Origin of the sequence: Exiguobacterium sp. 9-2, assembly GCF_036287235.1 — a bacterium.
Classification (GTDB): Bacteria; Bacillota; Bacilli; order Exiguobacteriales; family Exiguobacteriaceae; genus Exiguobacterium_A.
The window spans coordinates 2,241,628-2,257,323 of sequence record NZ_CP142850.1; the positions used below are offsets into that span (position 1 = coordinate 2,241,628).

At 46.0% G+C, this 15,696-nt stretch carries 13 protein-coding genes; all 13 read right to left on the reverse strand.

Annotated elements, in window-relative coordinates; all coding sequences use genetic code 11:
* Nucleotides 1-20: 20 nt before the first annotated feature.
* Complete coding sequence (locus VJ374_RS11835) at nucleotides 21-1,226, reverse strand: glycoside hydrolase family protein (RefSeq protein ID WP_329468853.1); 1,206 nt, start codon at nucleotides 1,224-1,226, stop codon at nucleotides 21-23.
* A gap of 217 nt (nucleotides 1,227-1,443) precedes the next feature.
* Nucleotides 1,444-3,384: a threonine--tRNA ligase gene (thrS, locus tag VJ374_RS11840; RefSeq protein WP_329468854.1), complete on the reverse strand. Its 1,941-nt coding sequence runs from the start codon at nucleotides 3,382-3,384 to the stop codon at nucleotides 1,444-1,446.
* 311 nt (nucleotides 3,385-3,695) lie between these two features.
* On the reverse strand, nucleotides 3,696-4,613 hold the full coding sequence (gene dnaI, locus VJ374_RS11845) for a primosomal protein DnaI (RefSeq protein WP_035406319.1): 918 nt from the start codon (nucleotides 4,611-4,613) through the stop codon (nucleotides 3,696-3,698).
* Nucleotides 4,614-4,625: 12 nt separating this feature from the next.
* Entirely contained in the window at nucleotides 4,626-5,987 is a 1,362-nt protein-coding gene (locus tag VJ374_RS11850; RefSeq protein ID WP_056062648.1) for a replication initiation and membrane attachment family protein, read from the reverse strand.
* Nucleotides 5,988-6,059: 72 nt separating this feature from the next.
* Nucleotides 6,060-6,536 carry a transcriptional regulator NrdR gene (nrdR, locus tag VJ374_RS11855; RefSeq protein ID WP_035406313.1) on the reverse strand — a complete coding sequence of 159 codons (477 nt, stop codon included), beginning with the start codon at nucleotides 6,534-6,536 and terminating at the stop codon, nucleotides 6,060-6,062.
* Nucleotides 6,537-6,549: 13 nt separating this feature from the next.
* Nucleotides 6,550-6,918 (reverse strand): hypothetical protein, encoded by a 369-nt coding sequence (locus VJ374_RS11860; protein ID WP_035406312.1) that lies wholly within the window; start codon nucleotides 6,916-6,918, stop codon nucleotides 6,550-6,552.
* Nucleotides 6,919-7,025: 107 nt separating this feature from the next.
* The gene (gene speD / locus VJ374_RS11865) at nucleotides 7,026-7,412 is read right to left on the reverse strand and encodes an adenosylmethionine decarboxylase (RefSeq protein ID WP_023469024.1); all 387 of its coding nucleotides are present in this window, start codon (nucleotides 7,410-7,412) and stop codon (nucleotides 7,026-7,028) included.
* A 258-nt stretch (nucleotides 7,413-7,670) separates the two neighbouring features.
* Nucleotides 7,671-8,714: a glyceraldehyde-3-phosphate dehydrogenase gene (locus VJ374_RS11870; RefSeq protein ID WP_035406310.1), complete on the reverse strand. Its 1,044-nt coding sequence runs from the start codon at nucleotides 8,712-8,714 to the stop codon at nucleotides 7,671-7,673.
* 154 nt (nucleotides 8,715-8,868) lie between these two features.
* The gene (coaE, locus tag VJ374_RS11875; RefSeq protein WP_329468855.1) at nucleotides 8,869-9,453 is read right to left on the reverse strand and encodes a dephospho-CoA kinase; all 585 of its coding nucleotides are present in this window, start codon (nucleotides 9,451-9,453) and stop codon (nucleotides 8,869-8,871) included.
* A complete protein-coding gene (gene mutM / locus VJ374_RS11880; protein ID WP_035406306.1) occupies nucleotides 9,450-10,280 on the reverse strand; it encodes a DNA-formamidopyrimidine glycosylase in 831 nt (276 codons plus the stop codon). Before mutM ends, coaE begins: the two co-directional genes overlap by 4 nt.
* Nucleotides 10,281-10,296: 16 nt before the next feature.
* Nucleotides 10,297-12,894 carry a DNA polymerase I gene (gene polA / locus VJ374_RS11885; protein WP_329468856.1) on the reverse strand — a complete coding sequence of 866 codons (2,598 nt, stop codon included), beginning with the start codon at nucleotides 12,892-12,894 and terminating at the stop codon, nucleotides 10,297-10,299.
* Between the two features lie 212 nt (nucleotides 12,895-13,106).
* Nucleotides 13,107-14,840: a two-component system histidine kinase PnpS gene (gene pnpS, locus VJ374_RS11890; RefSeq protein ID WP_035406301.1), complete on the reverse strand. Its 1,734-nt coding sequence runs from the start codon at nucleotides 14,838-14,840 to the stop codon at nucleotides 13,107-13,109.
* The gene (locus VJ374_RS11895) at nucleotides 14,837-15,556 is read right to left on the reverse strand and encodes a response regulator (RefSeq protein ID WP_369792024.1); all 720 of its coding nucleotides are present in this window, start codon (nucleotides 15,554-15,556) and stop codon (nucleotides 14,837-14,839) included. The genes pnpS and VJ374_RS11895 overlap by 4 nt, the downstream gene beginning before the upstream one ends.
* Between the last annotated feature and the right edge of the window lie 140 nt (nucleotides 15,557-15,696).

Sequence of the window (15,696 nt, forward strand, 5' to 3'; positions counted from 1 at the left end):
CTTGGGTGCTTGTTTGTGTCTTAGTATGGAATAAAATCGTAACGCTCTGCCGTTTTATACGTGAACTCGTTCAGTTTTTTGAATAAGACGATTTGATCGAGTCCAACCTGCTTGACCGTATTTTGTTGCATGTACCGTTTTTGATCTGCTGTAAACGTATTATAGATTGGAGCATAGCCGTTACTTTGGAACGGTTGCATTTGAATCGCGCGATCCGCGTCTTCCAATCGATTGTAGCGAATTGTCCCTCCGACAACTCCTCTACCGAGAATCGTCATCGCTTTTCCATCTGCTCGATGCACGTTTCGGATCGTATTGTAGCGGAGCGTTGGATTCTCCCAGTTCATCATCGAAATCGCATAATCCTTCGTTCCGTCAATCGTGTTTTTTTCAATCCGGACATTCGTGTGTAATTTGTTTTCCGTGTATTGATGTGTGCCGATTGCCACATTGATGTTACGGAATAAGTTATTACGAATCGTGATATCTTCATTTGGAGTGCCATCTTGATTCGACCACTTCCAGTTGAAACCCTTCGTGATTGGATCTGGGGTATCGAGATTAATCGATTCATTCGGACCTGTATTCGGTATCATGACGGCATCGACGAATTTCATGTTTTCGATGACTGCCTTCTTCGTTGCATCAAGTTCCATCGCATGTGAACCCTTTTGATTCCGTACCGTAATACCGCCGATGTACAAATTTTGATTATGGGCAATAGCGAAAGCCGAACCACGCGCATATTGATTCAAGTCGATCTGTGCATTCCCCTTACCGACGAGTTTAACATTCTGGGAACCGTTATATTTGCCAACTTTTTTATCCAGACGTAAAACAGATGGCGCAACGAAATCAAAGACACTCGTCGTCGAACTAATCTTTGTCGTCCCTGTCTCTGTCGTCTTTTTGATGATGACACCATCCTCTAGGATCACCGTCGTATTGGACGGGATACCAACACGTAACGGGGACAGATACGTTCCCTTTGTTAGAACGAGGGTGCCTCCCCCTTCTTTTTCAAGTCGTTCCAAATAAGAACGCATCGTATAATGATTGCGTGTCTTTGCATTATAGGTCGTATATTTACGGATTGCTGGGTCAATCGCTTCTGTTTTTGGTGTAATCCGGTATGTTTTTTTAATCGTTGTCGCCTTCGCTTCGCTCGGATGAATACCGATTAAAAGTGAAGAAGCGATGAATACAGCGAGAGTTGTTTTCTTCAATCTGTAACTTCCTTCCCATTCTTCAAAACATTTCATCCACTGAAGGTCTATTATAGCATTTATCCAATTAAAGGAAAAATGACATTTGGTCATTTTAGATAGATTCAGTTGGATGTTCTACCTGTTTCATCGGTATGAAATTGGTTTCTTTCAAGCATCCCATCACAAAAACAATCCGCCCTACATCAGCAGGGCGGATTGTTTTTGTATACATGAATTATTTTGAACGATTTGCGATTTCTTGCTCTAAATCTGCAATGAATTGTTCGAGTGATGCATTACTCGAGTCTTTTGAACCGTAACGACGAATGTTGACTTCGCGTGATTCAACTTCTTTGTCACCTAAAACGAGCATGACCGGTACTTTATTGACTTGTGCTTCACGAATACGATAACCGAGTTTCTCGTCACGGAAATCTGTTTCGACGCGGATTCCCTTTTTCAACAGGATCGCTTTGATTTCACGAGCATAGTCTTCATGAACACCAGAAACCGGAATCAATTTCACCTGAACGGGTGCGAGCCATGTTGGGAACGCACCTTTGTATTCTTCGATCAAGTATGCGACGAATCGTTCCATTGTCGAAACGACACCTCGGTGTAAGACGACCGGACGATGATCTTGTCCGTCATTTCCTTTGTATGTCAATTCCAAGCGCTCTGGTAAGAGGAAGTCGAGTTGGACTGTCGAGAGCGTCTCATCTTTACCAAGTGCTGTCCGAACTTGCACGTCAAGCTTCGGTCCGTAGAAGGCAGCTTCGCCTTCTGCTTCGAAGTATTCAAGTTCGAGCTCATCCATTGTTTCTTTCAACTCACGTTGCGCCATTTCCCAAATCGCATCGTTATCGAAGTACTTCTCTTTATCCGCTGGGTCACGGTACGAAAGACGGAACTTGTAATCTGTGATCCCGAAATCAGCATAGACTTCTTGAATAAGGTGAACGATGGCTTTAAACTCATCTTTCATTTGGTCAGGACGGACGAACGTATGTCCATCGTTAAGAACCATGTAACGAACGCGCTGAAGACCAGTCAAGGCACCAGACATTTCGTAACGGTGCATGCCACCAAGCTCCGCGACACGAAGTGGTAAATCACGGTACGAACGTGGTTCGTTCTTATAGACCATCATATGGTGTGGACAGTTCATCGGGCGAAGAACAAGTTCTTCATTGTCCATCTCCATTTTCGGGAACATGTCATCTTGATAGTGATCCCAGTGCCCCGATGTCTTGTATAGATCGACTGAACCGAGGACCGGTGTATAGACGTGCTCATACCCAAGTTCGAGTTCTTTATCGACGATATAACGCTCGACTGTCCGACGGATGGCTGCTCCTTTTGGTAACCACATCGGAAGTCCTTGACCGACTTCTTGAGAAGTGAAGAATAAACCAAGTTCCTTCCCGAGTTTCCGGTGATCCCGTTCTTTTGCTTCAGCGAGGAAGTGGAGGTGTTGTTTCAACTGATCTTTTGTTGCCCATGCTGTACCGTAAATCCGTTGTAACATCTTGTTTTTCGAATCACCACGCCAGTAAGCACCAGCAACGCTCATCAATTTGAAGACTTGTAGCTTCGCTGTCGCTGGAACGTGTGGTCCACGGCAGAGATCGAAGAATTCGCCTTGACGGTAAATCGTCAAATCCTGATCAGCAGGAATCGACTCGATCAATTCAACCTTCAACGGATCATTGAGTTCTTTATAGATGGCGAGTGCCTCGTCACGCGAGACGACTTCTCGTTCGATCGGCAAGTTTTCACCGGCGATTTTATTCATCATCTTCTCGATTTCTGGAAGGTCCTCTTCTGTCAGACGACGTTCCATATCGATGTCATAGTAAAAACCATTCTCGATTGTCGGTCCAATTCCAAGATGAATCGTTTCATCCGGATACAGACGTTTGATGGCTTGTGCCATCAAATGAGCTGATGAGTGACGAATCAAGTCGAGCCCTTCTTCTGAATCCGGCATGATCAATTCAATTGTACCGTCCTCTTCGATTGGACGACGGTAATCGATGGCGTGCCCGTTCAATTTAGCAGCAAAGGCTTTTTTACGAAGACCTGGGCTGATCGAAGCTGCCACTTCTTCAGCTGTCGTGCCGGCTGCAAATTCCTTTACGGCGCCGTCTGGAAATGTAAGTGTGATGTTTGACATGACTGTTTCCCCCTTTTACAAAATAAAAAAGACTCATCCCTAAAAAGGGACGAGTCTTAATCTCGTGGTACCACCCTCGTTCCCGGACCATGCACTGGTTCGGCTCGAACACGCGTTAACGGGCGTGAGGCGCAAACGGATTAGCCCCGTTCGTGCTATGAGGGAGTAAAGACATGAATGATGCCATGAGAAGCTTCCACCGTTCTTCTCTCGCTAGTTTGGTTCATTTCATACTCCATATCCTCAATCGTTGCATCGTCTATTGACGTGTCATTAGTATAACGAATCCGTTGCTTCCTTGACAAGGAAAATTAGTAGCGACGTCGATTTTCACCAAGGAACTCGATTGGTTGCGTCGTCGTCCGGATTCGTTCCATCAGTCGTGCAGCCTTTAATTTATCGCCTTGATCATTTGTGATTCCGAAATGGAGTTCGAGTTCATCATAAGATAAGTTCGAGCTGAATAATGTCGGCAGACGATGCATCATGCGATACTGCAAAATGATCCCGAACAATTCATCCCGTACCCACGGACTGATCGATTCAGCACCGATATCGTCAATCAACAAGACTGGAATCGTTTGAAATCCTTCGAGGAATGTATCAAACGAGTCAGACCGAATCCGCCGTTTCGCTTCAGCGACAAACCCCGGGGCATGGACAAGAATCGTTGCAATCCGTTCTTTTTTCAAAGCATTCCCGATCGCAGCCAAAAGGTATGTTTTCCCGACACCAAAGCTACCATGAAGGTACAATCCCTTTACCGTCTCCTTCGAGCGGAGATGATTGAGGAACTGAGACGCCGCACGCAAGGCAAGCTTACGGTCCGTCGTCGACAAGTCAAAATCACTGAAGTTCGCATCGCGGACTTCATCCGGCAGGAACAGGCTCTTAAATTTCTTCTCAAGCGCACGTTCATCCTCTCGGTCTTTTAACGCTTGCGACTTCTCATACGAGACGACGATCTGTCCTTTTTCGACGTGCAGGATCGGCTGGTACCCTTCGATGACTGCCTTACTTTCAATCAGTCGATTTCCGTCCATCTGTTCCGCATATTCATTCAATTTGAGCATGCCCCGCTCGATCATCCGTTGATCGATCTCCGGATGTGTCCGCAAGAACATGACGACACCTGGATGAGACAACACTCGTTGTTGAATCGCTCGAACCGATTCTGCGACGTCCGGTCGACTTAATATTTTTTCGATAGATGATTGGATATGTTCCATGTCTCGACTCCTTTAGTTCCCCTTCAGTTCTCGTAAGATCCGTTCCATTTCTTCATCATCTGGAACATCTGCTTCGAAACTCGCTTTTTTAGAGGCTTCGTACTGCTGCTGTTTTGCTTTCTCTTCTTGCAACCACTTCGGATTCGGACCGCCATTCGTGTTGCTTGTCCGTCCCCGGCGACCACCAACAGTTTGACGCGCACGTTCTTGTTTTTGCTCCTGCTTTTTTGAAATCAACTCATCCTGCTCCTGCGTCTTCGCTAGTGCCTCGGATGCCGTCACGTATCCCTTCTGTTTCCAATCATCAACGATCGATAAGAGGAAGTTCTTGCTGAAGCGATTATCTTTTTTGATGACGAGCGCATAGTAGTACGCAGCATTGACGATCCCAGACGACATCTCATAATCGATGATCAATTGTTGGATCAATTCTTCATCCCGTTCAGACAACGCTTTGACCTTTCGCAACTTCGCTACATAATGCTTCGGATGGGTGCTTTCCATCGTCTCCGTCGCTTCGATGTCTCCGACCTCGATCGTGTCTAGTGAGGCGACCTTCGCTTTTTTCTCCCGGCTGAGTTTTTGTTTTGCTGACAACATCATCTGTTTGCAGCGTTCTTGCTTCTCAGCATCGGTCATCGGCAAGTACGCTTCGTGACGGAAACGGGCATTCAACAGTTCCGCCATCAATGCTTCATTCGACTGCGTGACGTAAGCAAGCTTCACGAGCAGATGATCGATTGCCTTTGAGTAAAATGTTCGTGGCAGGAAACGATCGGTCTGTCGCTTCATCTCTTCTAGATCAAACGAATAGTCGAATTCATATACCGCACGTTCCTGTTTCGCATAAGCTTTCGGCTGATGAGCGGAAGCAAGACCAGCTTTTACGTCGAACACTTGATCAAATCGAACCGTCCGATCAACGATGTTCTTCGGAAGCGGCTCCGTCCGAAAACGATGCTGTAACGACCGGAACCGGATTTCACCGACGCGATAGAACAGCAGACTCGATAACACCCCGTCATTCAAGAAGGTGTTCGGCGCAAGCGGAACCCGGATTTGATAAATGTAACGATAAGCGGCTTGGCGCGCTTCGAACGTTCGAATCAACCCGATCCCTTCTAGCTTAAATAACTCTTCCTTGAACTCATCGACGGAAAACCCGAGTAGTGTTCCGAGTTCCGCATGGGAAATATACTGGGATTTCGTTTTCCCTGGGATCATCTCACTCCAAAACGTTTGATAGAGCCCAAGCGCTTTAACACCGATAATCGGCTGGTATAAATAATATAAAGATTGATAAGCTTCACGGTCGACGACACCATTGCTCATCACTAAGCAAAGGTCGGTACCGGAAAGTTCACGTTCTACCATCTGACTCGTCCTTTCCTTAGGGAGAAAAAGAGAGGTGCGCTGACCGGACAGACGACCTCTCTTATATCACGTTCAATTCTCACGGTCATTTTCCTGATGTCGCTCCATCAGTTCAGAGAGCTCTTGGAAAAAGACATTGATGTCCTTAAATTGTTTATAAACACTCGCAAAGCGGACATATGCCACTTCGTCAACGGATGCTAGTTCATTTAATACGAGACGTCCGACCTGCTCACTTGGAATCTCATGCTGAGCTGTCGCTCGTAATGCCTTTTCGACCCGACTGACGACTGTTTCTAGCTGTTCAATCGAAATCGGTCGTTTTTCACAGGCACGCACTAATCCACGTAGAATTTTCTCGCGATTGAACTCGTCACGCGTTCCGTCTTTCTTTACGATGATTAAAGGGGTCTGCTCGACCATTTCGAATGTCGTAAAACGATAGCCACAAGACTCACATTCACGTCTTCTTCGAATCGAACCGAAATCCTGGACTGGTCTTGAATCCAGTACTTTTGTTCCGTTAAAATTACAGGCTGGACAGCGCATGCCGTACCTCCGTTCACGTGATTTCTTTTGTTCCAATCATCTTTAATCGATACCCTGCATCAAGTGATGCATAGATTCGCTCAATTTGTTTCTCGAGATCAGGTCCGAGAAGACTTTCACGGTGTAAGAAGAGATCGACGGCAGTACGTCCGCCTGCCACCATGATGACTGTCGCAAGTCCATCGACTTCTTTTAAGGTAAAAGCGAGTTCTCCACGTTCCGCGTCAACACGACGAACCGTTCCGCCATCTTGCTTTAAGATATTTTCTAAACCAGCAAATAACATCTCCACAGTTGCTGCGTAGTAGTGTGTGCGTAGGTTTTCGTTTTTATGTGTATCGGATGTCTCTAGCTGTTTTTGCAAACGTTCCTTCAGTCCCATGGTCATCCTCTTTTCTTTGTTTCTTCTACTATTAAGAATAACAGACGTCAGACATATTAAAAAGCCCTCGTCTGAACGACGAGGGCTTGACGAATTCGTGTGTATTGTCAGTTGACGTGCTGGACAGTAGCCGCTGGAACTTGAACAGGTCCCATACCACGTGGAATTTCGACATTTTCACGGATTTTCGCATCGAGCTTTTCAGCAATGTAGTTCGCTGCGATGGCTGGATCGATCCGATCCCCACAAGTAAAGACATCAACCGATGCATACCCGTGCTCTGGGAAACTGTGAATCGTTAAGTGCGATTCAGAGATAATGACGACGCCACTGACGCCGTGTGGTGCAAACTTGTGGAATGCTACTTCTCGTACTTCTGCACCTGCTTGAAGTGCTGCGTCAACGAAAAGTCGTTCAACGAATTCCATGTCGTTCAATTTTTCAGGATTACAATCCCAAAGTTCTGCAATAATGTGTCTTCCCATAGTATCCATTTGTGGATCCCCCCTACATTCAATGGTCTTCAAAGTAGTTGATCACTTACTTTGCGCCTGAGTCGTTCGCACCCACGGGGGAAAGTTAGTCCAGAGAGGTCCTAACCCTTTAAGCTGCGATTGCCAGACCGATTGAAGTTCACGATTTGAATTATAGCGAGTATCAAAAAGATACACAAGGATAAATTTCAAAAATTAATATATTTTAAGAAAAAAAACGGGACAGCCCCCGTCATTGCTGGGATCTGCCCGTTATAATTAATTCAATTCAAGTTCTTTTTCAACGGTTCCCATCGCCTCTAAGTGTGCCGAGACGAGGTGTACGAGATCGACGACGCGGCATGAGTAACCCCACTCATTATCGTACCAAGCGAGGACCTTCACCTGACGACCACCCATGACCATCGTCGAGAGCCCGTCGACGACCGTCGAACGTTCTTCTCCGTTAAAGTCGATTGAGACGAGCGGTTCCATCGTCATTCCGAGAATGCCATCAAGCGCACCGTCCGCTGCTTTCGTGAAGGCTTCGTTCACTTCAGCGACCGTCGTATCCCGACTGACTTCGACGACGAGATCGACGAGTGATACGTTCGGTGTCGGAACACGAAGCGCGAGTCCATTTAATTTCCCTTCCAAATGTGGCAAGACGAGCGCAATCGCCTTTGCCGCGCCTGTCGACGTCGGAATGATCGATGAGCCGCATGCCCGGGCGCGCCGTAAATCCTTATGCGGGTTATCAATGTTATTTTGATCGTTCGTAAACGCATGAACCGTCGTGACGAGACCGGATTCGATTCCGAATGCACGGTCGATGACTTGAACGACAGGTGCGAGACAGTTCGTCGTACACGATGCGTTCGAAACGATATCATCCGTTTCATGATCATACATGTCATCATTGACACCCATGACGATCGTCCGAACATCCCCTTTAGCAGGTGCCGTGATGACGACCTTTTTTGCTCCTGCCACTAAATGCTTCGCAGCGCCCGTATCCGAATTGAACTTCCCTGTTGCTTCGACGACGATATCGATGCCGAGTTCCCCCCACGGCAATAGCTCAGGATTGCGTTCACTGACGATTTGAATCTCTTTTCCGTCAACCATCAACGCCCCATCGATGATGTCGACCGGATAATTGAATTTTCCGTGTACCGTATCATACTTGATTAAATGCGCGAGTGTTTCGACTGGATAACTCGCATTAATTGCTACGACTTCGCTTTTCCCCTCAGCGATCAGACGTCGAAAGACCATTCGACCAATTCGACCAAAACCATTGACTGCCACCTTGACTCCCATGTGCGGATCCCCCTTCAATGTGACGGATGTACCTCCGTTTACAGATAGAACTATATCATGAAATGTAAGCGATTTCATTATGTTCTCTAAAAAAAGTGAGAGAAGATGGAAACTTCTCTCACTTCATGTTTTTCATAACTTGTCATCATTTGCATCAATCACCATACCGACTTAACCACTCATCGATTTGTTGGTATAACGAATCAATACTACCGTCATTGAAGAATACATCATCTGCAAGCTCTTTTTTCTGTTCGATGCCGAGTTGCGCATGGATACGTGCATACGCTTCTGCTTCTGATAAATCATTACGTTGCATCAATCTTCTTAACTGCATATCTTCTGGGCAATAGACGACAACGACGCGTTCGAACAGGTTTCGCCAATCCCCTTCTAGCAGTAACGGAATATCAAATACGACGAGAGAATGTCCTGAACGTTCATAGGCATCTGCTGCTTCGAGCATCTGTTGTCGAATACTCGGGTGCATCAACTGATTCAATTGTTGTCTTTTTTCACTATCTTGAAAAATGATTTGTCCGAGCTTTGGACGGACAAGACGTCCTTTTTCAAACACCTCTGGGAATGCCAGTTGGACTGCATCATATGCTCGCCCTCCCGGCTCAACGACTTCTCGCGCAATGAGATCCGCATCGATGACCGCTATTCCTTTTTGTTTTAAATAGCTAGAAACCGTACTTTTACCGGTTGCGATACTCCCTGTCAGACCGACTCTCATAAGGCAACCTGTTGGCACGTCGGACAGAAATGTGTTCCCCGTCCACCGACTTTGATTTTTTCGATGGCTGTACCACAACGAGGACACGGTTCCCCTTTTTGACCATATACCGCAAGTTGAAGCTGGAATTCACCTTTTCCTGACGGCGAGACATAACTCCGGATCGTACTTCCCCCTGCTTCCACCGCTTGTCGTAAAACGTTGACACCGGCTTGATGAATGCGTGAGATATCGTCGAGTGTCAAGGCGCCGGCTTTCGTCAACGGGTGGACGCGTGCAGCATGAAGAGTCTCATCGACATAGATGTTACCGAGACCAAGGAAGATGGACTGGTCGAGCAGTGCCGTTTTGATTGGACTTCTCTTTTTACGAATTAAATTCTCCGCTAACACTTCTGCTGTAAATTCCGGATCAAATGGTTCACGCTCCAGTTGTGCCAGTGGAGCAGTCTGCATCGCTGTTTGCTTATCACGTAATTCCATCGTTCCGAACTTCCGAACATCATTATAGTGAAGTTCCGAACCATCCGTGAAACGGAAGACGACATGCGTATGTTTATCCCGTTCAACCGGTTGTGGATATGGGAAGTACTTTCCTTCCATCCGCAAATGGCTGACGAGATAAAAACGATCAAAATCAAAGAGCAGGAACTTTCCGCGACGTTCGACGCGTTCGATCCTTTCTTGATGTAAGGCATCTGCAAATGGCGCCACTTCCATCCCCCGAATCATTTTCGGATGGTAGACTTTGACGGAAGAGACTGTCTTTCCAGAGACCGAACGTTCTAAACTGCGGCGAACGGTCTCGACTTCAGGTAATTCAGGCACATCTATTCCTCCTTGCTTACTTCGTTTCGTACCACGTATGCCCTGCGCCCCCATCGACGCGTAGCGGTACGGATAGTTCGACGGTCTGCTCCATCGCTTGTTTGACAAGTGCTTGTAAAGCGTCGAGTTCTTCGTCTGGTGCTTCAAAAATCAATTCATCGTGTACTTGTAATAACAAGCGTGCCTTCAGATTAGATGCTTTCAAAGCAGCATGAACATCAAGCATTGCTTTTTTAATGATATCTGCAGCCGAACCTTGAATCGGTGTATTGATCGCAGTACGTTCAGCAAAACCACGTAAGTTAAAGTTTTTCGAATTGATATCCGGAATATTGCGGCGACGGTTCATCAACGTTTCGACGAATCCATTTGCTCGTGCCGTCTCGATTGCTGTATCCATGAACTGTTTGATTTGCGGGAACAACTCGAAATAACGATCGATGAATGATTGCGCTTCTTTGCGTGTGATGTTCAAGTTTTGAGACAATCCATAATCGCTGATTCCGTAAATGATTCCAAAGTTGACGGCTTTCGCCTGACGCCGCATGTTTCCTGTGACATCTTCCGGTTCGACACCGAAGACACTACTTGCCGTTTGAGTATGAATATCCTCATCATGGAGGAACGCATCGACAAGCGTCTGATCCTGCGACATATCGGCCATGACACGTAATTCGATTTGTGAATAATCAGCAGCGTACAATGACCAGCCTGTTTGACTCGGAACGAAGGCTTTTCGAATCTTCCGTCCTTCTTCAATCCGGATCGGGATATTCTGAAGGTTCGGATTGACCGAACTTAAACGACCTGTTTGAGCGATTGTCTGAGCAAAACGAGTATGGATTTTTCCATCTTCCTTGATGACTTTTTGCAATCCTTCAACATACGTCGACTGCAACTTTTGCAGTTCTCGGTAAAGCATGATGTGATCGATGACTGGGTGCAGCGGACGCAGTTTTTCAAGGACATCTGCGGCAGTCGAGTAGCCCGTCTTTGTTTTCTTAAAGGCAGGGAGTTCGAGTTTTTCAAACAAAATTACACCGAGTTGTTTCGGAGAATTAATATTGAACGACTCACCTGCTGCTTCAAAGACCAATGTCTCAAGTTCTGTTAAACGCCCAGCAAGATCCGCTTGCATCTCTTGGAGCGTCGCGACGTCTACGCGAATCCCAGTCCATTCCATCTCAGCGAGGACACCTGATAGTGGACGCTCTAACGTTTCATATAACTCATATTGTTGATTCGCCTTCAGTTCTTCTCGGACTTTTGGGAACAGCAATTCAACCATCCGTGCTTTCTCAGCTAAATAAGGATGAAGAGCTTCATCTTCTGGCGCGAGACGTTTCGCCCCCTTACCGAGTACTGCTTCCTCATTCGGCGCCATTAATGCATAATGACCAGCGATCGAAGCGAGTGTTGTACCGCCACTTAAGTTTAACAAATAGCCTGCTAATAACAGATCTTCGTACCCGTTCAATGTCAAGGCGTGTTTACGCAATGCAAATGCGACTTGTTTCGCATCGAGACAAATCTTTTGATGTTCCGACTCGATCCATTGACGGAATGCTGGATCCTCGACGAGCGTCGGAGCAGCAACATAGATCGTGTCAGGCGTTGCTATCGCAAATCCAATGATGTCTTCTTCCATGTAATCTTCTCGAAGCTGTTCTGCAATCAATACGGCATCCGTGACGTCTTTAGGAAGTGAAGTGATCGTCACGACGTTTAATTGTTCTTTATCCTCTTCTTTGACGACAGGGGCGAATCGATTCGTCAATGACTTGAAGCCAAGTGACTGGAACAATGAATAAGGAACTTGGGTATCGACATTGCGAATTTGCAAATCATCTAGCGTCGTCTCGAGCGGGACATCCACCTTGATTGTCGCGAGTTCTTTCGACAGTCGTGCGAGCTCTTCGTTCGCGATGACTTTTTCTTTCTGCTTCCCTTTTAAATCCTCGACATGTTCGTACAGTCCTTCAACAGAACCGTATGCCGAAATCAATTTAACAGCCGTCTTTTCACCAATCCCAGGAATCCCTGGAATATTATCCGATTTATCACCCATCAACCCCTTCAAATCAATCATTTGAATCGGCTTTAGACCACCATACGTCTCAGCAAACAGTTCCTCTGTCATGCACTGGACGTCCGTGATCCCACGCTTCGTGATCAAGACTTCGACCTTATCCGTGACAAGTTGAAGTAAATCTTTGTCTCCTGTGACAATCCGCGTCCGATCCGTTGGCATTGTCCGTGCGAGCGTACCAATCAAATCATCTGCCTCATAGCGATGGAGTTCCATCATTTGAATACCGAGTGCTTCACAGATGTCTCGGACGATCGGGAATTGTTCTCGTAGTTCGGACGGTGTTTTTTCCCGACTTCCTTTATACTCCTGATAGACATCGTGACGGAATGTTTCACTCGAAGCATCAAAGGCAACGAGCATATGTGTCGGTTGCTCTTCTTCAAGCAACTTCAATAACATCATCGTAAAGCCATAGGCTGCGTTCGTATTTCGTCCTTGCGCGTCCGTCATTGGTGGTAAAGCGAAAAACGCCCGATAAGTCAATGAGTTCCCATCAATCAATAACAATTTATTTTCCATCATCTACGCCCCTTTAATCGATTTTCTGTCCCTATTGTATCACTCTGCACACATTTGTTCGCTAAAAATGACCAAAAAAAGACGATTGACTCACGGAGAGTCAACCGCCAAGGGCATGACGACATGGGAGCTGATCCAGTCGCCATACAGATGATGAAGAAGGTACTTTCATCATAAGATACATCTATTAAGGAATTGTGAATCCACTGTGAAATTCAGCCATGTTTTGGTAAACGAATCGTAAACGTCGTTCCTTGTTGCTCCGCCGATTCGACATCAATTTCCCCATGGTGAAGATCAACGATGTGTTTAACAATGGCCAGCCCGAGACCCGTTCCACCTGAATTACGGCTTCGCGCCTTATCGACACGATAGAACCGTTCGAAGATACGTTGCGTCTCCTTCGGATGAATACCAATCCCATCATCTTTGATGATGAGTTGGACAGACTCTTCTCCGTCCTCGAGTTGAATCCAGACGTTACCACCGTTCGGGGTGTAGTTCAACGCATTCGCAACTAAGTTGACTACGACTTGTTTCAACCGATTCAAATCTGCCCGGATGAAGACTTCCTCTTCCGTTTCGATATGAATCATCATCTCTTTTTCCGCTGCTCGTCGATGCAACAGCTCAGCGGTTTCGCGAACGAGACTCGTCACATCAACGATTGCTGTTTCAAGCTGATAGTTGTCTTGTTCCAGTCGCGATAGTTCGAGCAAGTCTTCGACCAATGTCTGCATTCGTTCTGATTCATCATGAATGATCCGCAAAAATTGTTCCCGGATTTCCGGAACATCTTGCGCACCATCGAGTAACGTTTCTGCAAACCCCTTGATGGACGTCAGTGGTGTTTTTAATTCGTGGCTGACATTCGCAACGAAGTCTTTGCGCATCTGTTCCAGCTTTTTAATTTCCGTAATATCGTTGAAGACAACGGTCGTTCCTTGCACGCGACCGTTCTTATCAAAAATCGGTGCGGCACTGACCATAAACGTCCGACTGTTGATGCCGAAACGGACACTCGATTGTTTGCGATTCGGTTTTTCTGTCAGGTAGACATCTTCAATCACCTGACTCATCTTTTCGTTCGGAAGTACGCGGTAATATAATTTTCCACTAGATGGTTCGTGAATATGGAACATCTCCCGATAGGTACGGTTAACAAGTAGTACATAACCCTTTTCATCAATCAGCATGAGACCGGCTCCCATGTATTCGATCAAGGATTCGAGTCGTGCCCGTTGCATCGCTTCACCGGATGATGCATTCTCTAGATTTCGTGCGAGGAGATTGATCGAGCGTCCTAAATCACGTGATTCATCTGGTGCCGCTAACTCGTAGACGCGTGACTTGTAATTCCCATGTGACAGTTCGTGCAACACATCGGTCGCCTCCGCGATTGGTCGTAGGAACCGTTTCGTTGAACGATAGATTGTCAAAAAGATGATTACGAGCGAAGCAAGGAGTGAGAAGAAAATGACCGTCCAAATCCGTGAATAGATAATATTCAAATCTTTAGCATAACGAATGAAACTGACGTACACTTCTCCACCATCTGCTGTTGGAACAGGCTTCGTGAACTGGACGACACTGTCATCCGTCTTCGATTCAAACGTGCCATCTTTGGGAATCGCTGAGAAATTGAGCGTTGCTACTTTCAGTTTCGTGACATCAACAGGGGTACCTGCGATGATTTCCCCACGTCCGTTAAATAAGATCATGTCAAAATTGGATTCGGCATACAATTGATTCACGTACTGTGCCATATCAGAAACTTCGCGCCCTTGTAGGATCGTCTCGACAAGCGAGGTTTCATCCATCAATTTTTCTTTTTCATTTTGAACATAGAATTCCTTAAATGATTGTCCAAGTAGAAAACCGAGTGCAACAAGCACCAAACTAATGAAAGAAATCATTTTAAAGATGAACCGTTTCCGATACTTACTCATTCTGGTTTCGGCTCCTCCATCTTATACCCGAGACCGCGAATCGTTTTGATATAAATCGGTTTTTTCGTATTCGGTTCGATTTTTTCACGGACGTGACTGATATGCACATCCACGATACGCGTATCGCCGACGAAATCATAATTCCAAATCGCGGATAACAGTTGATCTCGTGTCAAGACACGTCCTTTATTTTTAGCGAGATATACGAGCAATTCAAATTCCTTAGGAGTAAGTTCAAGACGTTCTTCTGCTTTGAAAGCTTCGTAGTTATCCGGAACGATTTTGACGTCACCAATCAGAATCGTTCCGTCCGTGACCTCATCCGGGGATGCTGTCTGATGACTCATCCGTCGTAAAATCGCTTTTACACGGGCAACGACTTCGCGTGGGCTAAACGGTTTTGTCAGGTAATCGTCCGCACCGAGTTCTAGACCGAGCACCTTATCAAACTCATCATCCTTTGCCGTCAGCATCAAGATCGGTGTATTGATTTTCTGTTGACGTAGTCGTTTACATACTTCCAGACCATCGAGTTCCGGCAACATGAGATCCAGTACGATCAGTGCGGCATCTTGTTTTTCCGCTAATTTCAAACCTGACATTCCATCATGTGCCGTTTCGACGACAAAACCAGCCTGCTCTAAATTAAACTTCAATAGTGTTGCAATCGACAATTCATCATCTACCACGATAATTTTATCTTTCAAACCTTGCATCCCCCTCAAGTTTCGTTCTTTCGAATGAGGAATTCCGTGGAATCCGCTTCGTCTGTCTTCATCTTACCGACTTTTACTGGAAAATCACAAATCTTTCTGCTGTTTCTTTACATAATCTTTAAAGGAGACGATGAATCCCT